General features: G+C 72.6%; 29 protein-coding genes. 6 read left to right on the top strand and 23 right to left on the bottom strand.

Annotated features, from left to right (window positions below; all coding sequences use genetic code 11):
• Nucleotides 1-36: 36 nt before the first annotated feature.
• The 4 genes from IE94_RS0101580 to tsaB are packed head-to-tail and all read right to left on the bottom strand — an operon-like array spanning nt 37 to nt 2582.
• Nucleotides 37-291: a hypothetical protein gene (locus IE94_RS0101580; protein ID WP_030145505.1), complete on the bottom strand. Its 255-nt coding sequence runs from the start codon at nt 289-291 to the stop codon at nt 37-39.
• The gene (tsaD, locus tag IE94_RS0101575) at nt 288-1406 is read right to left on the bottom strand and encodes a tRNA (adenosine(37)-N6)-threonylcarbamoyltransferase complex transferase subunit TsaD (protein ID WP_030145504.1); all 1119 of its coding nucleotides are present in this window, start codon (nt 1404-1406) and stop codon (nt 288-290) included. The genes IE94_RS0101580 and tsaD overlap by 4 nt, the downstream gene beginning before the upstream one ends.
• The gene (gene rimI, locus IE94_RS0101570) at nt 1399-1932 is read right to left on the bottom strand and encodes a ribosomal protein S18-alanine N-acetyltransferase (protein WP_030145503.1); all 534 of its coding nucleotides are present in this window, start codon (nt 1930-1932) and stop codon (nt 1399-1401) included. Before rimI ends, tsaD begins: the two co-directional genes overlap by 8 nt.
• Complete coding sequence (gene tsaB, locus IE94_RS0101565; RefSeq protein ID WP_030145502.1) at nt 1929-2582, bottom strand: tRNA (adenosine(37)-N6)-threonylcarbamoyltransferase complex dimerization subunit type 1 TsaB; 654 nt, start codon at nt 2580-2582, stop codon at nt 1929-1931. The genes rimI and tsaB overlap by 4 nt, the downstream gene beginning before the upstream one ends.
• Before the next feature lie 182 nt (nt 2583-2764).
• Between tsaB and IE94_RS0101560 the strand changes: the two genes are divergently transcribed.
• The gene (locus IE94_RS0101560; protein ID WP_030145501.1) at nt 2765-3322 is read left to right on the top strand and encodes a hypothetical protein; all 558 of its coding nucleotides are present in this window, start codon (nt 2765-2767) and stop codon (nt 3320-3322) included.
• Nucleotides 3323-3447: 125 nt separating this feature from the next.
• On the opposite strand, the gene IE94_RS0101555 is transcribed toward IE94_RS0101560, so the two are convergent.
• The 4 genes from IE94_RS0101555 to alr all read right to left on the bottom strand — a co-directional run bounded on the left by IE94_RS0101555 (nt 3448) and on the right by alr (nt 6929).
• Nucleotides 3448-3660 (bottom strand): hypothetical protein, encoded by a 213-nt coding sequence (locus IE94_RS0101555; RefSeq protein ID WP_037921433.1) that lies wholly within the window; start codon nt 3658-3660, stop codon nt 3448-3450.
• A 160-nt stretch (nt 3661-3820) separates the two neighbouring features.
• Nucleotides 3821-4396 carry a tRNA (adenosine(37)-N6)-threonylcarbamoyltransferase complex ATPase subunit type 1 TsaE gene (gene tsaE, locus IE94_RS0101550; protein WP_167343932.1) on the bottom strand — a complete coding sequence of 192 codons (576 nt, stop codon included), beginning with the start codon at nt 4394-4396 and terminating at the stop codon, nt 3821-3823.
• Complete coding sequence (locus IE94_RS0101545; protein ID WP_030145498.1) at nt 4362-5621, bottom strand: alpha/beta fold hydrolase; 1260 nt, start codon at nt 5619-5621, stop codon at nt 4362-4364. The genes tsaE and IE94_RS0101545 overlap by 35 nt, the downstream gene beginning before the upstream one ends.
• 138 nt (nt 5622-5759) lie before the next feature.
• Entirely contained in the window at nt 5760-6929 is a 1170-nt protein-coding gene (alr, locus tag IE94_RS0101540) for an alanine racemase (RefSeq protein ID WP_030145497.1), read from the bottom strand.
• Nucleotides 6930-7018: 89 nt separating this feature from the next.
• Here alr and IE94_RS0101535 point away from each other — a divergent pair, with 89 nt between their 5' ends.
• Nucleotides 7019-7390, top strand: a complete 372-nt coding sequence (locus IE94_RS0101535; RefSeq protein WP_030145496.1) for a holo-ACP synthase — start codon at nt 7019-7021, stop codon at nt 7388-7390.
• A gap of 312 nt (nt 7391-7702) precedes the next feature.
• Here IE94_RS0101535 and IE94_RS0101530 read toward each other — a convergent pair whose 3' ends face one another.
• Nucleotides 7703-8311, bottom strand: coding sequence for a helix-turn-helix domain-containing protein (locus tag IE94_RS0101530; RefSeq protein ID WP_030145495.1), 609 nt, complete (start codon nt 8309-8311; stop codon nt 7703-7705).
• 78 nt (nt 8312-8389) lie between these two features.
• Here IE94_RS0101530 and IE94_RS0101525 point away from each other — a divergent pair, with 78 nt between their 5' ends.
• Nucleotides 8390-9847, top strand: coding sequence for a bifunctional ADP-dependent NAD(P)H-hydrate dehydratase/NAD(P)H-hydrate epimerase (locus IE94_RS0101525; RefSeq protein WP_030145494.1), 1458 nt, complete (start codon nt 8390-8392; stop codon nt 9845-9847).
• A 166-nt stretch (nt 9848-10013) separates the two neighbouring features.
• On the opposite strand, the gene glmS is transcribed toward IE94_RS0101525, so the two are convergent.
• Together glmS and IE94_RS0101515 are read right to left on the bottom strand one after the other, a co-directional pair.
• Complete coding sequence (gene glmS / locus IE94_RS0101520; protein WP_030145493.1) at nt 10014-11864, bottom strand: glutamine--fructose-6-phosphate transaminase (isomerizing); 1851 nt, start codon at nt 11862-11864, stop codon at nt 10014-10016.
• Nucleotides 11865-11978: 114 nt separating this feature from the next.
• Nucleotides 11979-12785, bottom strand: a complete 807-nt coding sequence (locus IE94_RS0101515) for a hypothetical protein (RefSeq protein WP_030145492.1) — start codon at nt 12783-12785, stop codon at nt 11979-11981.
• A 237-nt stretch (nt 12786-13022) separates the two neighbouring features.
• Between IE94_RS0101515 and coaA the strand changes: the two genes are divergently transcribed.
• On the top strand, nt 13023-14012 hold the full coding sequence (gene coaA / locus IE94_RS0101510; RefSeq protein WP_030145491.1) for a type I pantothenate kinase: 990 nt from the start codon (nt 13023-13025) through the stop codon (nt 14010-14012).
• Nucleotides 14013-14062: 50 nt separating this feature from the next.
• Nucleotides 14063-15004 carry a DUF389 domain-containing protein gene (locus IE94_RS0101505; RefSeq protein ID WP_030145490.1) on the top strand — a complete coding sequence of 314 codons (942 nt, stop codon included), beginning with the start codon at nt 14063-14065 and terminating at the stop codon, nt 15002-15004.
• Between the two features lie 151 nt (nt 15005-15155).
• On the opposite strand, the gene glmM is transcribed toward IE94_RS0101505, so the two are convergent.
• The 4 genes from glmM to IE94_RS0101485 all read right to left on the bottom strand — a co-directional run bounded on the left by glmM (nt 15156) and on the right by IE94_RS0101485 (nt 19140).
• A complete protein-coding gene (gene glmM, locus IE94_RS0101500) occupies nt 15156-16514 on the bottom strand; it encodes a phosphoglucosamine mutase (RefSeq protein WP_030145489.1) in 1359 nt (452 codons plus the stop codon).
• Nucleotides 16515-16728: 214 nt separating this feature from the next.
• Nucleotides 16729-17241 carry a 30S ribosomal protein S9 gene (gene rpsI / locus IE94_RS0101495; protein ID WP_030145488.1) on the bottom strand — a complete coding sequence of 171 codons (513 nt, stop codon included), beginning with the start codon at nt 17239-17241 and terminating at the stop codon, nt 16729-16731.
• A 42-nt stretch (nt 17242-17283) separates the two neighbouring features.
• Complete coding sequence (rplM, locus tag IE94_RS0101490; protein ID WP_030145487.1) at nt 17284-17727, bottom strand: 50S ribosomal protein L13; 444 nt, start codon at nt 17725-17727, stop codon at nt 17284-17286.
• Between the two features lie 207 nt (nt 17728-17934).
• On the bottom strand, nt 17935-19140 hold the full coding sequence (locus IE94_RS0101485; RefSeq protein ID WP_245235146.1) for a glycosyltransferase family 87 protein: 1206 nt from the start codon (nt 19138-19140) through the stop codon (nt 17935-17937).
• 74 nt (nt 19141-19214) lie between these two features.
• On the opposite strand from IE94_RS0101485, the gene IE94_RS0101480 reads away from it, so the two are divergent.
• Nucleotides 19215-20120: a hypothetical protein gene (locus IE94_RS0101480; protein WP_030145485.1), complete on the top strand. Its 906-nt coding sequence runs from the start codon at nt 19215-19217 to the stop codon at nt 20118-20120.
• A gap of 24 nt (nt 20121-20144) precedes the next feature.
• On the opposite strand, the gene truA is transcribed toward IE94_RS0101480, so the two are convergent.
• The 8 genes from truA to map all read right to left on the bottom strand — a co-directional run bounded on the left by truA (nt 20145) and on the right by map (nt 25415).
• On the bottom strand, nt 20145-20999 hold the full coding sequence (gene truA / locus IE94_RS0101475; RefSeq protein ID WP_030145484.1) for a tRNA pseudouridine(38-40) synthase TruA: 855 nt from the start codon (nt 20997-20999) through the stop codon (nt 20145-20147).
• Nucleotides 21000-21140: 141 nt separating this feature from the next.
• Nucleotides 21141-21647, bottom strand: coding sequence for a 50S ribosomal protein L17 (rplQ, locus tag IE94_RS0101470; RefSeq protein WP_030145483.1), 507 nt, complete (start codon nt 21645-21647; stop codon nt 21141-21143).
• Between the two features lie 183 nt (nt 21648-21830).
• A complete protein-coding gene (locus IE94_RS0101465; protein WP_003966937.1) occupies nt 21831-22853 on the bottom strand; it encodes a DNA-directed RNA polymerase subunit alpha in 1023 nt (340 codons plus the stop codon).
• A gap of 140 nt (nt 22854-22993) precedes the next feature.
• Entirely contained in the window at nt 22994-23398 is a 405-nt protein-coding gene (gene rpsK, locus IE94_RS0101460) for a 30S ribosomal protein S11 (protein WP_003948617.1), read from the bottom strand.
• 66 nt (nt 23399-23464) lie between these two features.
• Nucleotides 23465-23845 carry a 30S ribosomal protein S13 gene (gene rpsM / locus IE94_RS0101455; protein WP_003974244.1) on the bottom strand — a complete coding sequence of 127 codons (381 nt, stop codon included), beginning with the start codon at nt 23843-23845 and terminating at the stop codon, nt 23465-23467.
• Nucleotides 23846-24033: 188 nt separating this feature from the next.
• Nucleotides 24034-24147, bottom strand: a complete 114-nt coding sequence (gene rpmJ, locus IE94_RS0101450) for a 50S ribosomal protein L36 (RefSeq protein ID WP_003974245.1) — start codon at nt 24145-24147, stop codon at nt 24034-24036.
• 68 nt (nt 24148-24215) lie between these two features.
• A complete protein-coding gene (infA, locus tag IE94_RS0101445) occupies nt 24216-24437 on the bottom strand; it encodes a translation initiation factor IF-1 (protein ID WP_003948620.1) in 222 nt (73 codons plus the stop codon).
• Between the two features lie 141 nt (nt 24438-24578).
• Nucleotides 24579-25415, bottom strand: a complete 837-nt coding sequence (map, locus tag IE94_RS0101440; RefSeq protein ID WP_030145482.1) for a type I methionyl aminopeptidase — start codon at nt 25413-25415, stop codon at nt 24579-24581.
• Between the last annotated feature and the right edge of the window lie 130 nt (nt 25416-25545).

Genomic DNA, 25545 nt, shown 5'->3' with positions numbered 1-25545 from the left:
CCCGCCACGCACCGCCCCCATCACGCACCGCCCCGGTCACTCGCCGACCGACTCGAACCGCCAGCGGTGCACCGGTCTCGTGACCAGGTCCGCCTCCGGGTCGGGCAGCTCCGGGAGCTCGGCGTCGTAGGGCGCGTCCCACCAGGTGACGACCAGCACGCGGTCCTGCGGGGCACGGAAGTGCTCCCGGCGCAGCGGGGTGCCGCCGAGGGGCCGTGCCCGGGCCCAGGCGAGCAGTTCCCCGCCCCGGCCGGGCACGGCCCGCGCCTCCCACATCAGCGCGACGGTCACGAGTACAGGTTCTCCTTGCTGACCTCGTGCACGTGGTCGTGCGTGTGCGTGTGGCCGTGGCCGTGTCCCGGCACGTGCGGGTCGGTCACCGGGAGGGAGGAGTCGGCCGAGAGGTCCCAGTCGGAGGCGGCCCGGTTGCGGGCGACCATCTCGGCGCCGAGCGCGGCGACCATCGCGCCGTTGTCCGTGCACAGCTTGGGGCGCGGCACCCGCAGCCGGATGCCGGCCGCCTCGCAGCGCTCCTGTGCCAGGGCCCGCAGCCGCGAGTTGGCGGCCACGCCGCCGCCGATCATCAGGTGGTCGACGCCCTCGTCCTTGCAGGCCCGCACGGCCTTGCGGGTCAGCACGTCCACGACCGCCTCCTGGAAGGAGGCCGACACGTCGCGCACCGGCACCTCCTCCCCCGCCGCCCGCTTCGCCTCGATCCAGCGGGCCACGGCCGTCTTGAGGCCGGAGAAGGAGAAGTCGTACGCCGGGTCGCGCGGGCCGGTCAGCCCGCGCGGGAAGGCGATCGCGTCCGGGTCGCCCTCGCGCGCGTACCGGTCGATGACCGGGCCGCCGGGGAAGCCCAGGTTCAGCACGCGGGCGATCTTGTCGAAGGCCTCGCCGGCCGCGTCGTCGATGGTGGCGCCCAGCGGGCGGACGTCGGAGGTGATGTCCGTGGACAGGAGCAGGGAGGAGTGCCCGCCGGAGACCAGCAGGGCCATCGTCGGCTCCGGCAGCGCCCCGTGTTCGAGCTGGTCGACGCAGATGTGCGAGGCGAGGTGGTTGACGCCGTACAGCGGCTTGCCGAGCGCGTAGGCGTACGCCTTCGCCGCCGAGACGCCGACCAGCAGGGCGCCGGCGAGGCCGGGTCCGGCGGTGACGGCGATGCCGTCGAGGTCGCGCGGGCTCACCCCCGCCTCCTTGAGGGCGCGGTCGATGGTCGGCACCATCGCCTCCAGGTGGGCTCGGCTCGCCACCTCCGGGACGACGCCGCCGAAGCGGGCGTGCTCGTCGACGCTGGACGCGACGGCGTCGGCCAGCAGGGTGGTGCCGCGCACGACACCGACGCCGGTCTCGTCGCAGGAGGTCTCGATCCCCAGTACGAGAGGCTCGTCGCGTGAGTCAGCCATGGTTCTCGGTTCCTCGTTCGGTTCCCGGTACGGAGGTGGACGGGTCGGTCAGGCGCATCACCAGGGCGTCCACGTTCCCCGGCTGGTAGTACCCGCGTCTGAAGCCGATGGGCTCGAAGCCGAAGCGCTCGTAGAGGCGCTGGGCGCGGGTGTTGTCCACCCGGCACTCGAGGAGCACCTCGGTGCACTCGAAGTCGGTCGCCGCGCGCAGCAGCTCGGTCAGCAGCCGCGCGCCGAGGCCGGTGCCCCAGTGGTCGCGGGCGACGGCGACGGTCTGCACGTCGGCCTGCTCCCCGGAGGTGACCAGGCCCGCGTACCCGACGACGTGACCGGCCTCCTCGGCGACGAGGTAGCGCCGGGTGGCCCCGGGCCCGCGCGCGTGCGCCAGCTCGGACCAGAACATGCCCCGCGACCAGGCGTCCTCCGGGAACAGCTCCCGCTCCATGCGCAGGACGGGGTCGATGTCCCACCAGCGCATCTCGCGCAGCGCGGCGGCGGTGGACTCGGCAGTGGCTGGCTCGGTCACTTCGGGGTGACCACCTTGTAGTTCTTGGGGACCTGGGCGTCGGGCCGGCGCAGGTACAGCGGCCGGGGCGCGGGCAGATCCTCCCCCGCCGCCAGCTTCTCGGCGGCCAGCCGGGCCAGGGCGGCGGCGGAGACGTGCTCCGGCTCGTGCGCCCGGGGGAAGGTGTCGGGGTACAGCAGCGCGCCCGCGCCGACGGCCGGGAGCCCGGCCACCTGCTCCGCGATCTCGGCGGGCCGGTCGACGGCCGGGTCGGTGAGCCGGGTGCGGGAGTCGGCGTACCGCGCCCAGTAGACCTCTTTGCGGCGGGCGTCGGTCGCCACCACGAAGGGGCCCTCCAGGTCGGCGGCGAAGGCGAGGCCGTCCAGCGTGCACACCCCGTGCACGGGCACGCCGAGCGCGAGCCCGAAGGCGTCCGCGGTCATCAGGCCGACGCGCAGCCCCGTGTACGGCCCGGGGCCGGTGCCGGCGACGATGCCGGTGACGGCGTCGAGGCGCAGACCGGCCTCGGCGAGCACCCGGTCCACGGCGGGCAGCAGCAGCTCACCGTGGCGGCGGGCGTCGACCTGGCTCGACGAGGCGATGACGTCCGTACCGTCGTGCAGCGCGACGGTGACGGCGGGCGTGGCGGTATCCAGAGCGAGCAAGAGCACGCAAACAGCCTACGGCGCCGCGGGACCCGTGTCGGACGCCCTGTGGACAACCTCGGGTACCGCTCGACCGGCACCACCCGCTCACCCGGTGTCGCGCTCCGCGTCCGCTCGCTCACCTACTGCTACCGTCGCCCGGAGGCACGGCACGCGGGACGCACGAGTACGACGACGAGGTGGTCGCAGTGGCAAGCAGCAGCGCCGGTATCGTCACCGGCCTCACCATGGCGGCCCTCGTGACCATCGGCGTCCTCGGCCACCAGGCGTCCGTCGGCGCCCCGGCCGACCTCGGCCCGACGACCCGCGCGACCACCAGCCCCGCCCCGGGCGCCGCCAAGGCGCCGCGCGACCGCCGGCACCCCGACGCCCTGCCCACGATGTCCGGAACGGGTGAACGGGTGGTGTACTCCGTGGACGACGACCGCGTGTGGCTGGTCGGCCCCGGGAACGAGGTGCGGCGCACCTTCGAGGTCACTCCCAGTACGGTCGATCCGACGCCGGGCGCCTACACGGTCACGTCCCGGTCCAAGCTGGTCACCGGGTCCGACGGCATCCCCGTCGAGCACGTGGTGCGCTTCGCCGGCGCCCAGGGCGTGGCCATCGGGTTCAGCGCGGCGGTCGACGGCTCGACGGCCCGGCCCGACCCGGACCGGCCCACCGGCGGCATCCGCGAGACGCGCGCGGACGGCGACGCGATGTGGAAGTTCGCGACGATCGGACGGCAGGTCGTCGTCGTCCCCTGAAGACGCGCGCGGAGCGCCGCGGGCCCTGTGGGCCCTGTGGGACCGGTGGGACCGGTGGGACCGGTGGGACCGGTGGGACCGGTGGGGCTTGCGCGGCGGGGCGGGCGGGCGGCTGCCGCCGGGTGTCAGGCGGCCTCGCGGTGGTCGCGGTCGTCGCGGTGGTGGCCCGGCCGGTCGCGAACCGTCCGGCGCGTCCCCGGCTCGGGGGCGGTCGGTGGCGTGGAGACCGCCGCCGCGGCGGCGCAGGAGGCGAGCAGGTCCCGCATCGACACCCCGGTGGACGCGGACGACTGAGGGCTCGGGCGGCCCTGCGGCTGGGCCTGGGACGTGGACGACATGGACGCCTCCTGGAGCTCGGGGGCGGGCGCAGTAAGGCATGCCTAACTACGAACTGAGTACCATGTGACCACGCGCGAGACCCGGAACGCAATCTTTTGCCGACGCCCTGTCGGAAAATCCCGTCGGGAAATCCCGTCGGGAGGGGCGCCGCCGGGCGGCTCAGCCGGTGAGGACGCTGACGTCGGCCGTCGCCCACCGCTCGCCGAGGCCGGTCACCGTCACGTGCCGCACCTCGTCGGCGGTGTCACCGACGGCCCGGTCGATCCGGACCCGCAGCCGGTCCTCGGTCAGCTCCTCGACCTTGCCCTCGCCCCACTCGACCACGATCACCGAGTCGGACAGGGAGACGTCGAGGTCGAGGTCCTCCATCTCGTCCAGGCCGCCGGACAGCCGGTAGGCGTCCACGTGGACGAGCGGCGGACCGTCGCCGAGCGGCGGGTGCACACGGGCGATCACGAAGGTCGGGGAGGTCACCGCGCCCCGCACGCCGAGGCCCTCGCCGAGCCCCCGGGTCAGCGTGGTCTTGCCCGCGCCCAGCTCGCCGCTGAGCATGACCAGGTCCCCGGCGCGCAGCAGCTTGGCGAGCCGGCGGCCCAGCTCCCGCATCTGCTCGGGCGAGGTGACGGTGATCTCGACGCCGGGCGGGGCGACGTCCGGGGAGGGGGCGCCGGGGGACGGGACCGAGGAGGGACCGGAGGGCTCAGCCGGGCCCCGTGCTGCTGCTGGTGCTTCCATAGCCGTCCACGGTAGCCGCTGCCGGCACGGCGCCCGCGCGGGCGAGCAGGTCGGCGAGGCGGTCGGTGACCAGCTCGGGGTGCTCCAGCATCACCAGGTGCCCCGCGTCGGGGACGAGCACCAGCTCCGCGTCCGGCAGCAGGCCGGCGATCGCCTCGCTGTGCTCGCTCGGCGTCACCAGGTCCCGCACCCCGGCCAGGACCAGGACCGGGAGGCCGGCGAAGTGGGCGAGCGCCTCGGTCTTGTCGTGGTCGTTGAAGGCCGGGTAGTACTCGGCGACGACGTCGATCGGCGTCGACTCGATCATCCGCTCGGCGAAGCGGGCCACGGCCGGGTCGACGTCCCGGGACGCGAAGGAGTACCGCTTGATGATCCCGGCGAACAGGTCCGCCGTCGCCCGCCGTCCCCGCTCCACCAGCTCGGCCCGCTGCCCCAGCGCCTTGAGCACGCCCGGCAGCACCCGCCGCACCGCGTTGACGCCGGCCACCGGAAGCCCGAAGTTGACCTCGCCGAGGCGCCCGGAGGACGTGCCCACGAGGGCGACGGCGACGACGCGCTCGCGGATCAGCTCGGGGAAGGCGTCGGCCAGCGCCATCACGGTCATGCCGCCCATGGAGTGCCCGACCAGCACGATCGGGCCCTCGGGTGCGGCGGCGTCGATGACGGCCTTCAGGTCGCGGCCCAGCTCCTCGATGCTGACCGGCCGGTCGTCCCGCGTCTGGGCCACGCCCCGTCCGGACCGGCCGTGGCTGCGCTGGTCCCAGTAGACGGTGCGGACGACGCCCCTGAGGGCCGCCCGCTGGAAGTGCCAGGAGTCCTGGTTGAGGCAGTAGCCGTGGCTGAAGACGACGGTGACGGGCGCGGGGGCCTTGCGGCCGAACAGCCGCCTGCGGCGCGGGGCGCGGTCGGCCCCGGTCTCCGGGTCGGGGTCGTCGACCTCGTAGTAGAGCTCGGTGCCGTCCTCGGCGTACGCCTTGCCGGGGGTGCCGCGCAGACCGCCGTACGGGCCCGCCGAGTCGAGGGCGAGGCGGGCCTTGCGGCGCATCCCGCGGCCGACGGTGAGCCGTTCTATCGCCACTCCGGCCGCGGCGCCCGCCGCGACCACGCCTATCGCGACCCCGGCGATGCCGGTCGCCCGGCGCCAGCCGCCGGCGGCGGCCTCGGCGGCGGCCTCCGTGGCGGAGGCGACGGCCGCCGCGACGGCCTCCCCGCTGCTCTCGCTCACGTACACCGCTCCTCTTCACCGGGTCACCGGGTTCACCGGGTTCGCCGGGTTCACCGGGTTCACCGGGTTCACCGGGCCGTTGTGCGCCTACCCGCTGCCGATCGCTGATTCACCTGGACGCGCGTCGCCGTCGACCGGTCACTCGTTGACGTAGACGCGCGGGACGCGGCTTCCGATCCGGGTGACGATCTCGTACCCGATGGTGCCCGCCGCCTGGGCCCAGTCCTCGGCGGTGGGCTCGCCACGGTCGCCGGGCCCGAACAGCACCGCCTCGGCGCCCGGCGCGGGCCGGTCCCCGCCCAGGTCGACGACGAACTGGTCCATCGCGATCCGCCCCGCGACCGTGCGCCACTTGCCGTCGACCAGGACGGGGCCGGTGGAGGAGGCGTGGCGCGGGACGCCGTCCGCGTAGCCGAGCGGGACGAGGCCGAGGGTGGTCTCGCCCGGGGTGGTGTAGTGGTGCCCGTAGCTGACGCCGTGGCCGCCGGGGACCTGCTTGACCAGGGCCAGCGAGGCGGCCAGCGTCATCACGGGGCGCAGCCCGAAGTCGGCGGGCGTGCCGATCTCGGGGCTGGGCGAGACGCCGTACATCGCGATGCCGGGCCGTACGAGGTCGAAGTGGGCGTCGGGGAGGGTGAGGGTGGCCGGCGAGTTGGCGATGTGCCGCACCTCGGGACGCAGGCCCTGCCGCTCGGCGTACGCCGTCATCTCCCGGAAGCGGGTGAGCTGCGCGGCGATGGAGGGGTGGCCGGGCTCGTCGGCGCAGGCGAAGTGGGACCAGAGCCCGGTGACCCGCGCCAGCCCCTCCCCCTCGGCGCGCAGGGCGGCCCCGACCAGCTCCGCCCAGTCCTCGCCGGGCTGGCAGCCGCCCCGGCCGAGTCCGGTGTCGGCCTTGAGCTGCACGCGCGCGGGCACCCCGGCCGCCCGTGCCGCCCCGACGACCTCCTCCATGGCCCACATCGCGCTGACGGACACGTCCAGACGGGCCTCGACGGCCTCCCGCCAGGGCCCGCCCGGTGTCCACAGCCAGCACATGACGCGTACGTCGTCCGGCACTCCGGCCCCCGCCGCCCGCAGGGCGAGGGCCTCCTGCGGGGTGGCGGTGCCGAGCCAGGTCGCGCCCGCCTCGACGGCGGCACGGGCGCAGGGGAGGGCGCCGTGGCCGTAGGCGTCCGCCTTGACGACGGCCATGAGAGCCGCCCCGGGGGCCCGCTCGCGCAGGGCGCGGACGTTGGCCCGCAGGGCGGCCAGGTCGATCTCGGCCCGGGCGCGCAGTACCGCGTCCCGCCGAGCAGCTGTCTCACTCATCGTGCCCCCAGTCTCTCAGAGCACCCGGCCGCCCCCGCTCCGCGCCGCCCGAAGGTGGTGGGCGCCGGGCTGTGGTTAGGGTGCCGGACATGAGCATCATCGGGGTCGGGATCGACGTGGCCGAGGTCGAGCGGTTCGGGGCGTCGCTGGAGCGCACACCGGCCCTGGCGGGGCGGCTCTTCCTGGAGAGCGAGCTGCTGCTGCCCGGCGGCGGCCGCCGGGGCGTCGCCTCGCTCGCCGCCCGCTTCGCCGCGAAGGAGGCGCTGGCCAAGGCGCTGGGCGCACCGGCGGGCCTGCTGTGGACGGACGCCGAGGTGTACGTCGAGGACAGCGGGCAGCCGCGGCTGCGGGTCACGGGGACGGTGGCGGCGCGGGCGGCGGAGCTGGGCGTGGCGTCGTGGCACGTCTCGCTGAGCCATGACGCGGGGATCGCGTCGGCGGTGGTGATCGCGGAGGGTTAGGGGGGTGTGTGCGGCGGAACGGCTCGCGTCAAGCCCCGGCCCCGCACGGCCCTTGAAGAACGCCGGAGAGGGCCGCGGACATGGGTGCCCGCGTCCACGTCCGCATCCGCATCCGCATCCACATCCACGTCTGCGTCTCCGTCCGCGTCCGCGTCCGCGACCCCGGTCCGCCGGGGTGCGGGAACGCGGGGACGTCGCGGTGGCTCGTTGCGGCTGCCCGGTGGCGGGTGCCGGTGCGTCGCCGGGCACGGCCCCGCCCGGGGCGTGGTCCGCCGTACGGTCCCGGTGGTCCGGGCCCGGATCCCGGTGCCGTCAGTCGGTGGTCGGGCGGACCCGGATGTGCATGCGCTCGCCCTGTGCGCCGTACAGGGCGAGCCACTCGACGGGCCGGTCCCCGGCGTTGGCGACGCCGTGCGGGACGCGGGTGTCGAACTCGGCTGTCTCCCCCGCCGTCAGGACCAGGTCGTGCTCGCCGAGGGCGAGGAGCAGGCGGCCGGAGAGGACGTAGAGCCACTCGTGGCCCTCGTGCGATCCCTGTTCGGGGCGGGGCGTCCACTCGGTCCGCGGGGCGGCCGGGGCGGGGAGGATCTGCTTGTAGGCGTGCAGGCCGTCGTTGGGGTTCCGGGTGAGCGGGACCCAGGTCTGTCCGTGCCGGGTGAAGGGGCGGGGGTGGACGCGGGGGTCGCCGGTGCGCGAGCCGACGAGGTCGTCCAGGGGCAGCCGGTGTGCCCGGGCCAGCGGCAGCAGGTGCCGCAGCCCCGGCTCGCGCTGCCCCGACTCCAGCCGGGACAGGGTGCTCACGGAGATGCCGGTGGCGGCGGCGAGCTGGGCCAGCGTGAGCCCGCGGGCCTGCCGGACGGCACGCAGGCGTGCCCCGAGCGAGGTCATCACCTGTGCCGTCTCGTCGTCGCCGCCGCTCATGAGACCACTGTCCCTCATCGCGGGTCCCGCCCGACGAGGGCCGTGCGTGTTCCCGGCGTACGGGGAAGACTCGACGGCATGCGGACTGCGTACAGCGTGGAAACGGTCAGGAACGCCGAACGGGAGCTGATGGCACGGCTGCCGGAGGGGGCGCTGATGCAACGGGCCGCGGCCGGGCTGGCCGCCGCCTGCGCCCAGGTGCTGGCCCGGGTGGCCGGGCGGGTCTACGGCAGCCGGGTGGTGCTGCTGGTCGGCAGTGGCGACAACGGCGGCGACGCCCTGTACGCGGGCGCCCGTCTGGCCCGGCGGGGCGCGGGCGTGACGGCGGTGCTGCTCGCGCCGGACCGGGCGCACGCCGGCGGGCTGGCGGCGCTGCGGCGGGCCGGCGGGCGGGTCGTGGAGGGCGGGGCGTCCGGCGCCGCCGGCGAGGCGATCGCGCGGGCCGACCTGGTCCTGGACGGCATCGTCGGGATCGGCGGCAAGGGCGGGCTGCGGGAGGCGGCGGTGCCGCTGGCGGACGCGGCCGCGCGCTCCCGGGCCGCCGTCGTCGCCGTCGACCTGCCGAGCGGTGTCGACGCGGACACGGGTCGGGTGCGGGGGGAGGCGGTCCGCGCCGACCTGACGGTGACGTTCGGGACGCACAAGCCGGGGCTGCTGATCGATCCGGCGCGGGAGTACGCGGGGGCGGTGCGGCTGGTGGACATCGGCCTGCCGCTGCCCGCCGAGGCGGCCGAGCTGGAGGCGTTGCAGCACACGGACGTGGCACGCCTGCTGCCGGTTCCGGCGGCCGAGAGCGACAAGTACCGGCGCGGGGTCGTGGGCATCGCCGCCGGGTCGGCCCGCTACCCCGGCGCGGCCGTGCTCGCCGTCGCGGGCGCGCTGCGGGGCGGGGCCGGGGCGGTGCGGTACGTCGGCCCGGCCGGGGACGCGGTGATCGCCCGTTACCCGGAGACGCTCGTGTCCGACCAGGGGCCGAGGCGGGCGGGGCGGGTGCAGGCGTGGGTGGTCGGGCCGGGCGCCGGTGACGACGCGGCGACGGTGGCTGAGGTGCTGGCGGCCGAGGTGCCGGTGCTGATCGACGCGGACGGGCTGCGGCTGGCCGACGCGGACGCGGTACGGGCGCGTACGGCCCCGACGCTGATGACCCCGCACGCCGGGGAGGCGGCGGCGCTGCTCGGGGTGGCCCGGGAGGAGGTCGAGGGGGCCCGGCTGGCCGCGGTGCGCGAGTTGGCGGCCCGCTACGGGGCGACGGTGCTGCTGAAGGGCTCGACGACGCTGGTGGCCGGTGCGAAGGGCGGCCCCGTCCGGGTCAACGCCACGGGGACCTCGTGGCTGGCCACGGCCGGCAGCGGGGACGTGCTGTCCGGCCTGGCGGGGTCGCTGCTCGCGGCGGGCCTCGCGGCGCTGGACGCCGGAAGCGTGGGCGCGTACCTGCACGGTCTGGCGGGCCGCTTCGCGACGGAGGGGGCACCGGCGGGGGCTCACGACGTGGCCGAGGCGATCCCGCGGGCCTGGCGGGACGTGCGGGGGGACTGACCCCAAGGCCCTCCGGGTCAGTGGCCGAGGCGATCCCGCGGGCCTGGCGGGACGTGCGGGGGGACTGACCCCAAGGCGCTCCGGCTCCGGTCCGGCCTCCCCCGGCCCCCTGCGCGGAGCACGAGGGCGACCCGCTGCCAGGGGCCGGAAGGGGGGCCGACTCCGCCTACTCCACCGTCACCGACTTCGCGAGGTTGCGCGGCTGGTCCACCTCGTTGCCGCGGGCCGTGGCCAGTTCGCAGGCGAAGACCTGCAAGGGCACCGTGGCCACCAGGGGTTGCAGCAGGGTCGGGGTGGCCGGGATCCGGACGAGGTGGTCGGCGTAGGGGACGACCGCCTCGTCGCCCTCCTCGGCGATGACGATGGTGCGGGCGCCGCGGGCGCGGATCTCCTGGATGTTGGACACGATCTTGTCGTGCAGGATCGACCGCCCCCGCGGGGACGGCACCACCACGACGACCGGCAGGTCCTCCTCGATCAGCGCGATCGGCCCGTGCTTCAGCTCGCCCGCCGCGAAGCCCTCCGCGTGCATGTACGCCAACTCCTTGAGCTTGAGGGCGCCTTCGAGGGCGACGGGGTGCCCGACGTGCCGGCCGAGGAAGAGCACCGTCTTCTTGTGGGCCAGGGAGCGGGCCAGTTCGCGCACGGGGTCCATGGTCCCCAGGACCTGTTCGACCGCGCCGGAGATGCCGGACAGGTCGCGGACCACGTCGCCGATCTCGTCGCCGTACTTCGTGCCGCGCACCTGGCCCAGGTACAGGGCGACCAGGTAGCAGGCCACGAGCTGGGTGAGGAAGGCCTTGGTGGAGGCGACGGCGACCTCGGGGCCCGCATGGGTGTAGAGCACGGCGTCGGACTCGCGGGGGATCGTCGAGCCGTTGGTGTTGCAGATGGCGAGGACCCTGGCGCCCTGTTCGCGGGCGTGGCGCAGGGCCATGAGGGTGTCCATGGTCTCGCCGGACTGGGAGATCGCGACGACCAGGGTCTGCTGGTCGAGGATCGGGTCGCGGTAGCGGAACTCGCTGGCCAGCTCCACCTCGCAGGGGATCCGCGTCCAGTGCTCGATGGCGTACTTGGCGATCAGTCCGGCGTGGAAGGCCGTACCGCAGGCGACGACGACGACCTTGTCGACCTCCCGGAGCACCTGGGGCGGGATGCGCACCTCGTCCAGGCTCAGCGTGCCGGAGCCGTCGATGCGGCCGAGGAGGGTGTCGGCGACGGCCTTCGGCTGCTCGGCGATCTCCTTGAGCATGAAGGAGGCGTAGCCGGCCTTCTCGGCGGCCGAGGCGTCCCAGTCGACGTGGTAGGAGCGGACCTCGGCCGGGGTGCCGTCGAAGGCGGTGACGCTGACGCCCTCGTCCCGGCGCAGTTCGACGACCTGGTCCTGGCCCAGCTCGACGGCGTCCCGGGTGTGGGCGATGAAGGCCGCGACGTCCGAGGCGAGGAAGTACTCGCCCTCCCCCACGCCCACCACGAGCGGGGAGTTGCGGCGCGCGCCCACCACCACGTCCGGCGCGTCCGCGTGCACCGCGACCAGGGTGAACGCGCCCTCCAGCCGCCGGCACACCAGCCGCATCGCCTCGGCCAGGTCGGTGCAGGCCGAGTACTCCTCGGCGAGCAGGTGGGCGACGACCTCGGTGTCGGTCTCGGAGGGCAGGTCGTGGCCGCGCTCCGCCAGCTCGGCCCGCAGCGGCGCGAAGTTCTCGATGATGCCGTTGTGCACCACGGCCACCCGGCCCGCGTTGTCGAGGTGCGGGTGGGCGTTGGCGTCGGTGGGCCCGCCGTGGGTGGCCCAGCGGGTGTGGCCGATGCCGGTGGCGGCGGACGGCAGCGGGTGTTCGGACAGTTCCTTGTCGAGGTTGACGAGCTTGCCGGCCCGCTTGGCGGTGGCGAGGCCGCCGTCGGCGAGCACGGCGACGCCCGCCGAGTCGTATCCCCGGTATTCGAGCCGCTTCAGTCCGGCCATCACGACGTCGAGCGCCGACTGAGGCCCTACGTATCCCACGATTCCGCACATAAGCGGCAGCCTACGAGCAGGATCGGCGCGGCGGCGGCCGCACAGCGGGCTTCCTGTGCCCGAAATCGGAAATTCCCACCGGGGTACGAACGCCGCCCGCCGGTCTCCGGCTTGTCAGCCGAGCTTGGCGACCTGCGCGTCGACGACCTCGGCGGGGACCTCGAACTGCGCGCCGGTCATCATCGAGGAGAGGTTGACGGCGCTGAAGGTGGCGAGGGTGGCGCCCTTGCGGACCACGACGAGCTTCATGAGCCCGTCGGTGTCCTCGCCGGTGGCCACACCGATGTCGACGGTCAGCCCTTCGTCGCCGGCCTTGAGGCGATCCAGGCCGCTCACCTTGGTGACCCGCATCCTGTCGCCGCCCACGGTGGCGTCGAAGCCGTCCGCGCACTTCTCGACGGCCGCCTTCAGGCCCGCCATCGCCTCCTCGGCGCCGCCGTCCGCGTAGGAGGCCACGTTCAGCATGATCTTGTTCACGTCGATGTCGGTCATGTCCTGGCCGTCCGGGCCCTTGCTCTCGGAGGGCGACTCCGACTGGCCCTGCCAGGAGCGTTGCACGTCCGCCGCCGGCTCGCCCTGGGCCACCGCGCCCTGGACGTGGACGAGCGGCAGGCATGCCTGGTCGTCCGCCGAGATCCGGTCCTTGGCCACCTGGTCGTCCGCCGACAGTTCGGTGGCGACCTCGCCGTTCTTGACGTCGGCCTGGGCCAGGGCGACCTTCTCCAGTTCCTCGGCGGTCAGCGCCTTGCCCGCCGGTGCGGACTCCTCGGCACCCTCCGCCGGGGCGGACTGCTCCGCCTTCGCCTTGCCGTCACCGGCCGCGGAGTCGCCGTCGGACGACCCGCCGCAGGCGGTGGCGAGCAGGGCCAGGGCGGCGGCAAAGGCCGCGAGGACGGTACGGCGGACAGCGGTCGAACTCACGTCGGCACTCTTTCGTCAGGATGCGGGTGGGACCGAAGGGTCCGGTGATGGCGGATTGCGCCGGATTCCGTCGCGTCACGTCGGGACAGAGGTGTGAATCCGGTCGACTTTGCCCGCACCTTACCTATGGCACTCGCACGCACGATCGAAACCGGTCACCCGAGACCCGACCGTGATCCCACCGGGGCGTGACGCACCCCACCTGCCGCCCCGTTCGTACTCCGTTAACAATGGACTGTGATCTCTCCGGTCCCCTCGATCCCCCGGAGCGCCCACCGGCATCGGCCGGAGGCGACTCCCTACGTCGACCTCACCCGCCCCGAGTGGAGCGCGCTGCGCGACAAGACGCCGCTGCCGCTGACCGCCGAGGAGGTCGAGAAGCTGCGCGGCCTCGGCGACGTCATCGACCTCGACGAGGTGCGGGACATCTACCTCCCGCTGTCCCGGCTCCTCAACCTCTACGTCGGCGCCACCGACACGCTGCGCGGCGCGCTGAACACGTTCCTCGGCGAGCAGGGCTCCCAGTCCGGCACCCCCTTCGTCATAGGGGTCGCCGGCTCGGTCGCGGTCGGCAAGTCCACCGTCGCCCGCCTGCTCCAGGCGCTGCTCTCCCGCTGGCCCGAGCACCCGCGCGTGGAACTGGTCACCACGGACGGCTTCCTGCTGCCGACGCGGGAACTGGAGGCGCGGGGCCTGATGTCGCGGAAAGGTTTCCCCGAGTCGTACGACCGCAGGGCGCTGACCCGCTTCGTCGCGGACATCAAGGCGGGCAAGGCCGAGGTGACCGCCCCGGTCTACTCCCACCTCACCTACGACATCGTCCCGGACCAGCGCCTCGTCGTCCGCCGCCCCGACATCCTGATCGTCGAGGGCCTCAACGTGCTCCAGCCCGCGCTGCCCGGCAAGGACGGCCGTACCAGGGTCGGACTCGCCGACTACTTCGACTTCAGCGTGTACGTGGACGCGCGCACCGAGGACATCGAGCGCTGGTACCTCAACCGCTTCCGCAAGCTGCGCGCGACCGCCTTCCAGAACCCGTCCTCGTACTTCCGCAAGTACACGCAGGTGTCGGAGGAGGAGGCCCTCGACTACGCCCGGACCACCTGGCGCACCATCAACAAGCCCAACCTGGTGGAGAACGTGGCCCCCACCCGGGGCCGGGCCACCCTGGTGCTGCGCAAGGGCCCCGACCACACCGTGCAGCGGCTGAGCCTGCGCAAGTTGTGAGGCGGGCGGCGGGTGCCGGGCCGCGGCGGGCGACGCGATAGAAATACCGGATGCTGCATCTGCGCCTGATCACTCCCGCCGACCGCACCGACGAGGTGGTCCGCCTGATCGACCGTACGGTCGGCACCACCCATCTCGTCGTGCTGCCGGGCGCCGCCCGCGAACCCGAGGGCGACGTCGTCATGTGCGACGTGGCCCGCGAGGCCGGTGACGAACTCATCAACGGGCTGCGGGCGTTGGGCATCGCCAACTGCGGCGCCATCACCGCCGAGAACATCGACCTGTCGCTGTCCGAGCGCGCCGACCAGGCGGAGCGGGACGCGCCCGGCGAGGCCGCCGACGCGGTGCTGTGGGAGCAGTTGGAGGAGGCGACGCACGAGGAGTCGACGCTCTCCATCACCTACGTCGCCTTCATCACGCTGGCCACGATGATCGCGGCCTGCGGTGTCGTCCTCGACAACGCGATCCTGATCGTGGGCGCGATGGCGGTCGGCCCGGAGTTCGGCCCGCTGGCCGGGATCTGCACGGCGATCGTCCAGCGGGCCCCGCGGCTCGCCCTGCGCTCGGCGATCGCCCTGCTGGTGGGCTTCGCCGTGGCGATGGCGGTGACGGTGGGCTTCAGCTGGATCATGTCCGCCCTCGACCTGTTCAGCGAGGGCAAGTTGGAGGGCGACCGCCCCAACACCGGCTTCGTCTACGCCCCCGACGCCTTCTCCTTCGTGGTGGCGGTCCTCGCCGGCATCGCGGGCACGCTGTCCCTCACCTCGGCGAAGTCCGGCGCCCTGGTGGGCGTCGCCATCTCCGTCACCACGGTCCCGGCGGCCGCGAACGCCGCCGTCGCCCTGAGCTTCGGCGACACCAACCAGACGGTGGGCTCCACCGAACAACTCCTGCTCAACCTGGCAGGCATCGTGGTAGCCGGAACCCTGACCTTGCTGGCCCAGAAGGCCCTCTGGTCAACCCAACAAGGCCGGATGAGCAAGCCCTCCTAGGGGCGCGGGGCTCTGCTGATATGCGGCTCCGCCGCGCGGGCGCGACCAGCCACAACGGACCCGCAGCCCGCATCACACAGAACCCCCACCTCGGACCCGGCCCCGGCCCCGGCCCCGGCCCCGGCCCCGGCCCCGGCCCCGGCCCCGAAAACTAACCGAGCGCGGACTTCACCGAATCGGCCAACCGCCCCGCCACAGACCGAGCCTGCTCGATGTCGGCAGCCTCCACCATCACCCGCACCAAGGGCTCGGTCCCGGAGGGACGCAGCAACACCCGCCCGGTGCTCCCCAGCTCCCGCTCCGCCTCGGACACCGCCGCGGCCAGCTCGGCAGAGGTGCTCACCCGCGACTTGTCCACGTCCGGCACATTGACCAGCACCTGCGGCAGCCGCTCCATCACGGAGGCGAGGTCCCGCAGCGTACGGCCGGTCTGCGCGACCCGCGCCGCCAGCATCAGGCCGGTCAGCGTGCCGTCACCCGTCGTGGCGTGGTCGAGGATGATGACGTGCCCGGACTGCTCGCCGCCGAGGGCGTAGCCGTGCTCCTTCATCGCCTCCAGCACGTACCGGTCGCCGACGCCGGTCTGCACGAACTCGATGCCCTCGCGCTCCATGGCCAGCTTGAAGCCCAGGTTGGACATGACGGTGGCGACCACGGTGTCGGACCGCAGCGCGTCCCGCTCCCGCATGGCCAGCGCGAGCACCGCGAGGATCTGGTCGCCGTCGACCTCCGCACCGGTGTGGTCCACGGCCAGGCAGCGGTCGGCGTCGCCGTCGTGGGCGATGCCGAGGTCGGCGCCGTGCTCGACGACGGCGGCCTTGAGCAGATCGAGGTGGGTGGAGCCGCAGCCGTCGTTGATGTTGAGGCCGTCGGGCACCGCGCCGATGGTGACCAGTTCGGCACCGGCCCGCGCGAAGGCCTCGGGCGAGACCCGGGAGGCCGCGCCGTGCGCCTCGTCGAGGACGATCTTCAGTCCGTCGAGACGGTTGGGGAGCACGCCGACGAGGTGGGCGACGTACTGGTCGAGCCCCTCGTCGTAGTCCCGGACGCGGCCGACGCCGGCGCCGGTCGGGCGGTCCCAGGGGGCGCCGGTGCGGTGCTCGGCGTAGACGGACTCGATGCGGTCCTCCAGCTCGTCGGCGAGCTTGTGGCCGCCGCGGGCGAAGAACTTGATGCCGTTGTCGGGCATGGCGTTGTGGCTGGCGGACAGCATCACGCCGAGGTCGGCGCCGAGCGCGCCGGTGAGGTGGGCCACCGCGGGCGTCGGCAGCACACCGACCCGCAGCACGTCCACACCGGCGCTGGCCAGGCCCGCGACCACGGCGGCCTCCAGGAACTCCCCGGAGGCGCGTGGGTCCCGGCCGACCACCGCGGTCGCCCGGTGCCCGGCGAAGGTGCCCGCCTCGGCCAGTACGTGCGCCGCGGCGACGGAGAGGCCCAGCGCCAGCTCGGCCGTCAGATCCGCGTTGGCGACACCGCGCACACCGTCCGTGCCGAAGAGTCGTCCCACTTGTCCTCCTGAGGAAACGTCATTCCGGAAGCGGCTGCCGATGAGTGCGGCCCACGCAGTCGGCTCCCGAAGACCCGGGCACGCATCGCCCGACCAACGATCACATAAGCCTTAGAACGTCTTGTGCCGTTATACGCCCAACGGCAGGGATAAACGAATGCCCCGGCAGCACAGTGGCGTGCCGCCGGGGCGTTCGGAGTACAGCCGGTACGACTTAGCGCTTGCTGTACTGCGGGGCCTTGCGGGCCTTCTTCAGACCGGCCTTCTTCCGCTCGACCGCGCGGTCGTCGCGGCGCAGGAAGCCGGCCTTCTTGAGCGCGCCGCGGTTGTTGTCGACGTCGGCCTCGTTCAGGGCGCGGGCGACACCGAGACGGAGCGCGCCGGCCTGGCCGGAGACACCGCCACCGGCGATGCGGGCGATGACGTCGTAACGACCGTCCAGCTCGAGCACCTTGAAGGGCTCGTTGACTTCCTGCTGGTGCACCTTGTTCGGGAAGTAGTCCTCGAGGGTGCGGCCGTTGATCTTCCACTTGCCGGTGCCCGGGACGATCCGGACACGGGCGATGGCGTTCTTGCGGCGGCCCAGGCCGGCGGCCGGCTGGGGCTCGCCGAACGCGGAGGCCAGGGACTCCGAGGTGTACTCGCCCTCGACGGGGACCTCGGACTCGGTGGTGTAGCTGTCGATGTCAAGCTCTTCGAGCGGCTGCTCGGCAGTGGTCTCGGCCACGATGCTCCTCAGATTCTCTTCAGTCTTAGGGGGTGGCCGGACTTACTGCGCGACCTGGGTGATCTCGAACGGCTGCGGCTGCTGCGCGCCGTGCGGGTGCTGGTCACCCTTGTAGACCTTCAGCTTCGAGAGCATCTGACGGCCCAGGGAGTTCTTGGGGAGCATGCCCCGGACGGCCTTCTCGACGGCCTTCTCCGGGTTCTTGTCGAGCAGATCGTCGTAGCGCACGGAGCGCAGGCCGCCCGGGTAGCCGGAGTGGCGGTACGCCAGCTTCTGGCTCCGCTTGTTACCCGAGAGGTGCACCTTGTCGGCGTTGATGATGATGACGAAGTCACCGGTGTCGACGTGGGGCGCGTAGATCGGCTTGTGCTTGCCGCGCAGGATGGAGGCCGCAGTGGAGGCCAGACGACCCAGGACGACGTCCTGAGCGTCGATGACGTGCCACTGGCGCGTCACATCGCCGGGCTTGGGGCTGTACGTACGCACGGTTCGTAGCCTTCGCTTCTTCAGTGAGTGGTCCTGACATGGTCACCGAAGACGATCACGACAGCCCTGACCGCACTGCGGTGACGCAAACCGCGTGCAGGTCGCTGGTCATCGGTCCCGGTGGACCGGTGTAAGGGCCCCTCACGTGAGAATGAGCAAGCCAATACACATACGACTGTGCAGAATACCCGGGCCCCGGCGGCCGGGTCAAAACGGGGCCGCCGCGGCCCGCTCCCGCTCCGGCGCACGCCCCCGTGGCACCCGCTCGCCCGCACCCGCCGCACCGGTCCCGGCCTGGCGGGCGACCGTCACCGCCAGCACGCACAGCGTGAACGCGTCCCGGAAGGCCCGCCGCCGCTCCCCCTCCAGCCAGGGCCAGGTCAGACCGGGCACCTGGGGCACCAGGGCGATCCAGAACCACACCCCGCGGGCCACCGACCCGGCGCTGGGCAGCCCGGCGAGCAGCAGCGGCAGCACGACCAGGAGGTAGTGGTCGTAGGACGGCCGCGACACCAGGAACGCCGAGAGCATCAGCCCCGCGCCGGTCTCCGCGAGCCGCAGCGGACCGGCGTCGGCGCGGCGCCAGCGCCGGTACGCGCACAGCACCCCGGCCGAGGCCGCCGCCACCGCGAGCCCCTGCGCGAGCGCCGGCGGCACCCCGAGCCGGGGCAGTACGGCGGCCGGGGACGCCTCGTAGAGCCGTACGAAGCCGTCGTCGCCGTGCAGCAGGAAGGGCAGCGTGCGGGTGAAGAAGCCCGCCGGGTCGGGCATCGCCAGGGCCGCCGCGGCGGAGACCAGCGCCGGCACCAGGACGGCGGCGCCCAGCGCCCGCCACCGCCCGGCGAAGAGGAAGAGCAGGACGACCGGCGCGAGCAGCGGCTTGAGCGCCACCGCCGCCCCGATCACGACCCCCGCCCCCGTCCAGCGCCCCCGGCTCGCCAGCAGCAGGGCCAGTGGCAGCGCCACCGTCGCCGTCACCGTCCAGTTGCCGAGCCGCACCAGGTGCCCGAACGGCGCGAAGCCCAGCGCGAGCCCGGTCAGCCCGAGGACCGCGAGGCGGCTGCCCAGCGGCACCCGGTGCAGGCGCAGCGCGCAGGCCCAGGCCAGGGTCAGCAGGACCGTCACCGCGCACGGCACCAGCACCCGCAGCACGGCGCCGGGCAGCAGCGCCTGCGGGACGGCGGCCAGGACGGCGCTCGGCAGATAGAGGAAGTGCGGGTCGTCGTAGGGGGAGCCGCCGGCCAGCCAGGTGCGGGCCGCCCGCACGACGATCGCGTTGTCCATCCCGCCGTCCGGGGTGGTCCGGGCCGCGTGCGCGGCGGTCGCCGCCAGCACCGCCACGAGCACCGCCCACGGATGCCCTCCCGCCGGTCGCACCAACCACCCGGAGATGTCGCTTTTGCCCTTCCGCATGAACGGAACGCTAGGCCCTCGGCCCCCCAAGTCCCCGCACCAGCACGCCCTTCGGCCCGTCTAAGATGCGCCCCATGAGCTTTGGGCAGGGGGGACCTCAGTCGCAGTGGGATCCCTGGACACCGCAATCGCAGCAGCCGCAGTCCCAGCAGTCGCAGCAGCCCTGGAACAGCGGGAACGGTGACGACACCCCGGACTGGGCCGCCCTCGCCGAGGCCTCCGAGGCCCGTGCCAAGCGGCGCCGGCTGTTCCTCATCGGTGGCGGCGCGCTGGCCACCGTGGCGATAGCCGGTGCCGTCGCGGTGGCCGTGGTCTCGGCGGGCGGCTCGGACCAGGCGTCCGACGGCCCCTCCTCGCAGCTCCCCTCGACGGCGGACATACCCAGCGCGACGGCCACCGAGCCGTCCTTCGCCCCGACCAGCGCCCCGCCTCCGCTGGACCCGAAGGACTTCGTCTCCAGCGTCAAGAAGGACAAGGCCCCGCTCAGCCCGGACCTGCTCTTCCCCGGGACCCAGCTCACCATGGGCGAGACGGTGTACAAGAAGGGCCCGACGGCCGACACCCGCACCTGCGGCTCCGCCGCCCAGGCCACCCTGCCGAAGGTCCTCGACGCCAACAAGTGCACGCGCCTGCTCCGCGTCACCTACACCAAGGGCGACACGGCCGTGACCGTCGGCGTGGCCGTCTTCGACAGCGAGGCGCAGGCCACGAAGGCCAAGAAGGACGCCGACAAGAGGAGCATCGTGCGCTCCCTGTCCGGCGGCGGCGTCACGTCCTTCTGCACCGGCGCCGTCTGCCGCTCCACCACCAACTCCTACGGCCGCTACGCCTACTTCACCGTCGCCGGGTTCACGAACGGCAAGGACGTCACGGAGAAGTCCACCGGCGTGTTCCGGGCCGGTGACGACCTGGCCGAGTTCGCCTTCCGGCAGATCCGCCGCCGCGGTGAGGCCCAGGCGTCGGCGGCGGCGGAGGGCTGACGGCCCCCACTCCCCGCTCCTCGTTCAGCAGCAGCCGGCTCCCGGCAGCGACCGCTTGTTGCGCGCCTCCTTGTTCCGGGCGGCCAGCAGCTCGTCGGCCGGGTAGCCGACCTCCTCCAGCGTCAGCCCGTGCGGCCGGACGACGTGCACGGCGGAGTCCCGTACGCCGGCGGCCAGCACCTTCGCCGGCCAGTCGGGCCCGCGGTGCCCGTCGCCGACGAACAGCAGCGCCCCGATCAGCGAGCGCACCATGTTGTGGCAGAAGGCGTCGGCCCGCACGGTGGCGGTGACGATCCCGTCCTCGCCCCGCGCGAGACTCAGCTCCTGAAGCGTCCGGATGGTGGTCGCCCCCTCCCGCTTCTTGCAGTAGGCGGCGAAGTCGTGCCCGCCCAGCAGCCCCCGGGCGGCCTCGTTCATGGCGTCCACGTCGAGCGGCCAGTCGTGCCACAGGACGTGCCCGCGCAGCAGCGGGTCGACGCCGCCGGGGTTGTCGGTGACCCGGTAGGCGTAGCGCCGCCAGACCGCGGAGAACCGGGCGTTGAAGCCGCTGGGCGCCTCCCTGAGCGCCCACACCCGTACGTCCCTGGGCAGCCGCCCGGCGAGCCGCTTGAGCAGCTTCACGTGGTGCTCGGCCCACACCTCGCGCGGCAGGTCGACATGGGCCACCTGCCCCCGGGCGTGCACCCCGGCGTCGGTCCGCCCCGCCACGGTCAGCTCGTACGTCGTCCCCGACCGGGTGACCGTCCGCAGCGCGTCCTCGATCTCCCCCTGCACGGTCCGCCGACCTCCGGCCTGCTTGGCCCAACCGGAGAACTCACTCCCGTCATAGGAGAGATCCAGCCGCACCCGCACGAACCCGGCCTCAACTTCATCACTCACCCAGAGATCCTCTCAGCAACACGAAAGCGGGCCCGCCCTTGAAAAGGACGGACCCGCAAACGCCGTTAAGGGGCGCGGGGAACTGCGCGAGCAACCACGACGAAGCCGCAGCCGCAATCGCACAGCCACCCGGCAGAACGCTTACGCGTCCTTCGACTCCTCGTCCGCGGCCTCGTCGTCGGCCTTGGCCGTGTCGACCTTGGCCTCGGAAACCTCGGCGGAGCCCTCCGCGTCCTTGGCGGCACGCTTCGTCGCGGCCTCGGCCTCGCCCGTGGCCTGCTGCGCCACGGTCAGCGCCTCGACCAGCTCGATGACGGCCATGGGCGCGTTGTCGCCCCGACGGTTACCGATCTTGGTGATCCGGGTGTAGCCACCGGGACGGTTCTCGTAGCGCGGGCCGATCTCGGTGAAGAGCGTGTGGACGATGCTCTTGTCCGTGATCACCTGGAGCACCTGGCGGCGGTTGTGAAGGTCGCCCTTCTTCGCCTTGGTGACCAGACGCTCGGCGTACGGACGCAGCTTGCGCGCCTTCGCCTCGGTGGTGGTGATCCGGCCGTGCTCGAAGAGGCTCTTCGCCAGGTTCGCGAGGAGCAGCTTCTCGTGCGCGGCGCTGCCGCCCAAACGGGCACCCTTGGTGGGCTTCGGCATGGTGTTTCTCCTAGGTGTCTGCCCCGGCCGTATCAGGTACCGGAGTCAGTATCCGAGCAGGCGGTTGCCTGTCGGAGATCCGAGCAAAGGTCCCGGAGGGACCGTGCTCGGAAGGGGCGCGGGGAACTGCGCGACAAGCCACAGCGCACCCGCACCCGAGAACGGACCAGCTGGCCCGAGCTCTCAGTACTGCTCGGTCTCCACGAAGCCCGCATCCGCGTCGTCGTCCGCGCCGAAGGCGTCCGCGGCGGCGGTCGGGTCGAAGCCGGGAGGCGAGTCCTTCAGCGCGAGGCCCATGCCGGCCAGCTTGGCCTTGACCTCGTCGATGGACTTCGCACCGAAGTTGCGGATGTCGAGCAGGTCCGCCTCGGAACGGGCCACGAGCTCACCCACGGAGTGGATGCCCTCGCGCTTGAGGCAGTTGTACGACCGAACGGTGAGCTCCAGCTCCTCGATCGGCAGCGCCAGGTCGGCGGCGAGCGCGGCGTCCGTCGGGGACGGACCCATGTCGATGCCCTCGGCGTCGATGTTCAGCTCGCGGGCGAGACCGAACAGCTCGACCAGGGTCTTGCCGGCGGAGGCCATGGCGTCACGCGGACGCATCGCCTGCTTGGTCTCGACGTCGACGATCAGCTTGTCGAAGTCGGTGCGCTGCTCGACACGCGTGGCCTCGACCTTGTAGGTGACCTTGAGAACCGGCGAGTAGATCGAGTCGACCGGGATACGGCCGATCTCCTGGCCCACCTGCTTGTTCTGCACGGCGGAGACGTAGCCGCGACCGCGCTCGACGGTCAGCTCCATCTCCAGCTTGCCCTTGCCGTTGAGCGTGGCGAGGACGAGGTCGGGGTTGTGCACCTCGACACCGGCCGGGGGCGCGATGTCGGCGGCGGTGACCAGACCCGGGCCCTGCTTGCGCAGGTACATCACGACCGGCTCGTCGTGCTCCGAGGAGACGACCAGCTGCTTGATGTTGAGGATCAGGTCGGTGACGTCCTCCTTGACGCCCGGCACGGTGGTGAACTCGTGCAGGACACCGTCGATGCGGATGCTGGTGACAGCAGCGCCGGGGATCGACGAGAGGAGGGTGCGGCGGAGGGAGTTGCCGAGGGTGTAGCCGAAGCCCGGCTCCAGCGGCTCGATGACGAACCGGGAGCGGAACTCGTCGACGACCTCTTCGGTCAACGAGGGACGCTGAGCGATCAGCATGTGGTGATCCTTCAGTCAGGGGCGCCCGCTATTTGACGCCCGACTCTGTACTGCAAGGGTACGGGCGGCACGACCCGAAGGAGCCGTACCGCCCGCGAAACCCTGGTGAAGCGTGGAAGCGACGTCGCCGTGGGGCGAGATCAGACGCGACGACGCTTCGGCGGACGGCAGCCGTTGTGCGGGGTGGGCGTGACGTCCTGGATGGAGCCGACCTCGAGGCCGGTCGCCTGCAGGGAGCGGATGGCGGTCTCGCGACCGGAACCCGGGCCCTTGACGAAGACGTCGACCTTGCGCATGCCGTGCTCCTGCGCGCGGCGGGCTGCCGACTCGGCGGCCATCTGCGCGGCGAACGGCGTGGACTTCCGGGAGCCCTTGAAGCCGACGTGGCCGGCGGAGGCCCAGGAGATCACGTTGCCGGTCGGGTCCGTGATGGACACGATCGTGTTGTTGAACGTGCTCTTGATGTGCGCGTGGCCGTGAGCGACGTTCTTCTTTTCCTTGCGGCGCACCTTCTTGGCAGCGCCCTGACGACCCTTGGGGGGCATCTATAACTCCTACGGGAGGTGGTCGGTCCTACAGCGAAGACCGCTGGACGGCGAGTCCGCTGTGGACTACTTCTTGCCCGGCTTCTTCTTGCCGGCGATGGCGCGACGCGGGCCCTTGCGGGTGCGAGCGTTGGTGCTGGTGCGCTGACCGCGGACGGGCAGACCACGACGGTGACGGAGACCCTGGTAGGTACCGATCTCCACCTTGCGGCGGATGTCGGCCTGGACCTCGCGACGGAGGTCACCCTCGGTCTTGATGTTGTTGTCGACGTACTCGCGGATCGCGACGAGCTGCTCCTCGGAGAGGTCCCGAACACGGGTGTTCGGGTCCACGCCGGTGGCGGCGAGCGTCTGCTGCGAGAGGGTCCGGCCGATGCCGAACACGTAGGTGAGGGCGATCTCCACGCGCTTTTCGCGCGGGATGTCAACACCGGAAACGCGTGCCATTCAATGGCTCCAGTTGGTTGTCGGAGGTCTTCCACAGAACCGGTCCCCGGCCGCCGTATGAGGTACGGATCGGGTCCCCGGCCTCCGAACCGGGGGTGTCGGGCGATCGCTCGCCCGGGTCCTGCGTATGAACATGTTCAGCTCGCGTCGCGCGAAGTCCTGCGAATCGCGGAGGGAACGGTCAGGCGTCAGCCCTGGCGCTGCTTGTGGCGCGGGTTGTCGCAGATGACCATGACCCGACCGTGACGGCGGATCACCCTGCACTTGTCGCAGATCTTCTTGACGCTCGGCTTGACCTTCATGGGTGTGAGGTTCTCCGGGTCAGTTGCCGGCGGACCCGCACGCGGGGCGCGCGGGACGTGGGCAAGATCTACTTGTACCGGTAGACGATCCGGCCACGCGTCAGGTCGTACGGAGACAGCTCCACCACGACCCGGTCGTCAGGGAGGATGCGGATGTAGTGCATGCGCATCTTGCCGCTGATGTGTGCCAGGACCTGGTGGCCGTTCTGGAGCTCGACCTTGAACATGGCGTTCGGAAGAGACTCGACGACAGTGCCCTCGATCTCGATGGCACCTTGCTTCTTGGCCACGCTTCGCCCTTCGAATCGACTACCTTGATCGACTCCTCGTGCAACCCGCAGGACATGCGGGCACACGTGAGCCGACGAGTCAGTCTACGTCAGCGACCCCGGAAAGGCGAAACGAGGAAGTCTGCCCCGGATACGAGATCGTTATGCAAGGGGGTCCGGCGCGGCCGTGACGCCCAACTCGGCCAGCTTCGCCCTGCCCCCGTCGGGGGACGTCAGGACCAGCGGGCCCTGTTCCGTCAGGGCCACCGAGTGCTCCCAGTGGGAGGACCACGTGCCGTCCGTGGTGATGACGGTCCACTCGTCGGAGAGGACCTCGGTGCGCGGGGTGCCGAGGGAGACCATCGGCTCGATGGCGAGGCAGAAGCCGGGGACGAGCTTCGGGCCCTTGCCGCGGCGCCGGTCGACGTAGTTCAGCAGATGCGGGTCCATGTGCATCTCGGTGCCGATGCCGTGGCCGCCGTAGTCCTCGATGATCCCGTACCTGCCGCCGCCGGGCTTGGGCTGGCGGCGGATGTAGGTCTCGATGGCGCGGGAGACGTCCACCAGGCGGTTGCCCTGCTTCATGGCCGCGATGCCCGCCCACATGGACTCCTCGGTCACCCGGGACAGCTCGATCAGCTCCGGTGAGTGACCGGAGCCGACGAAGGCCGTGTAGGCGGCGTCGCCGTGCCAGCCGTCGATGATCGCGCCGCAGTCGATGGAGATGACGTCGCCGTCCTTGAGGACCACGTCGTCGGACGGGATGCCGTGGACGACGACCTCGTTCACCGACGTGCAGATGGTGGCGGGGAAGCCGCCGTACCCGAGGAAGTTCGGCTTCGCGTCGTGCTCCGCGAGGACCTTGCGGGCGACCTGGTCCAGGTCCTTGGTCGTCGCGCCGGGCACGGCGGCCTCGCGGGTGGCCGCGTGGATGGCGGCGACGACCAGCCCCGCCTCGCGCATCTTGGCGATCTGCTCGGGGTTCTTGATCTGCACCATGGGGGCTGCGGCCTTTCTGGACTGGACGGACCGGGGAAGAAGCGGGCGGGACGGGAAACGCCTCCCACGATACGGGGCGGGGCCGCCCCACCCCACAGCACAGCCGCGGCCCCCTGAGCGAGGGACCGCG

The organism is Streptomyces violaceorubidus (assembly GCF_000717995.1).
Classification (GTDB): domain Bacteria; phylum Actinomycetota; class Actinomycetes; order Streptomycetales; family Streptomycetaceae; genus Streptomyces; species Streptomyces violaceorubidus.
Note: the sequence above shows the minus strand (reverse complement) of the source record. Positions and strands in the feature narration are given on the sequence as shown.

Coding starts and splice junctions, on each gene's coding strand:
- tsaD (WP_030145504.1), bottom strand. CDS start 1,406: ATGGCTGACTCACGCGACGAGCCTCTCGTACTGGGGATCGAGACCTCC.
- rpmJ (WP_003974245.1), bottom strand. CDS start 24,147: ATGAAGGTCAAGCCGAGCGTCAAGAAGATCTGCGACAAGTGCAGGGTG.
- IE94_RS0101465 (WP_003966937.1), bottom strand. CDS start 22,853: ATGCTGATCGCTCAGCGTCCCTCGTTGACCGAAGAGGTCGTCGACGAG.
- IE94_RS0101535 (WP_030145496.1), top strand. CDS start 7,019: ATGAGCATCATCGGGGTCGGGATCGACGTGGCCGAGGTCGAGCGGTTC.
- IE94_RS0101530 (WP_030145495.1), bottom strand. CDS start 8,311: ATGAGCGGCGGCGACGACGAGACGGCACAGGTGATGACCTCGCTCGGG.
- rpsK (WP_003948617.1), bottom strand. CDS start 23,398: ATGCCCCCCAAGGGTCGTCAGGGCGCTGCCAAGAAGGTGCGCCGCAAG.
- map (WP_030145482.1), bottom strand. CDS start 25,415: ATGGTGCAGATCAAGAACCCCGAGCAGATCGCCAAGATGCGCGAGGCG.
- alr (WP_030145497.1), bottom strand. CDS start 6,929: ATGAGTGAGACAGCTGCTCGGCGGGACGCGGTACTGCGCGCCCGGGCC.
- IE94_RS0101505 (WP_030145490.1), top strand. CDS start 14,063: ATGCTGCATCTGCGCCTGATCACTCCCGCCGACCGCACCGACGAGGTG.
- IE94_RS0101485 (WP_245235146.1), bottom strand. CDS start 19,140: ATGCGGAAGGGCAAAAGCGACATCTCCGGGTGGTTGGTGCGACCGGCG.
- tsaE (WP_167343932.1), bottom strand. CDS start 4,396: ATGGAAGCACCAGCAGCAGCACGGGGCCCGGCTGAGCCCTCCGGTCCC.
- IE94_RS0101525 (WP_030145494.1), top strand. CDS start 8,390: ATGCGGACTGCGTACAGCGTGGAAACGGTCAGGAACGCCGAACGGGAG.
- IE94_RS0101480 (WP_030145485.1), top strand. CDS start 19,215: ATGAGCTTTGGGCAGGGGGGACCTCAGTCGCAGTGGGATCCCTGGACA.
- rplQ (WP_030145483.1), bottom strand. CDS start 21,647: ATGCCGAAGCCCACCAAGGGTGCCCGTTTGGGCGGCAGCGCCGCGCAC.
- glmS (WP_030145493.1), bottom strand. CDS start 11,864: ATGTGCGGAATCGTGGGATACGTAGGGCCTCAGTCGGCGCTCGACGTC.
- IE94_RS0101555 (WP_037921433.1), bottom strand. CDS start 3,660: ATGTCGTCCACGTCCCAGGCCCAGCCGCAGGGCCGCCCGAGCCCTCAG.
- rpsM (WP_003974244.1), bottom strand. CDS start 23,845: ATGGCACGCGTTTCCGGTGTTGACATCCCGCGCGAAAAGCGCGTGGAG.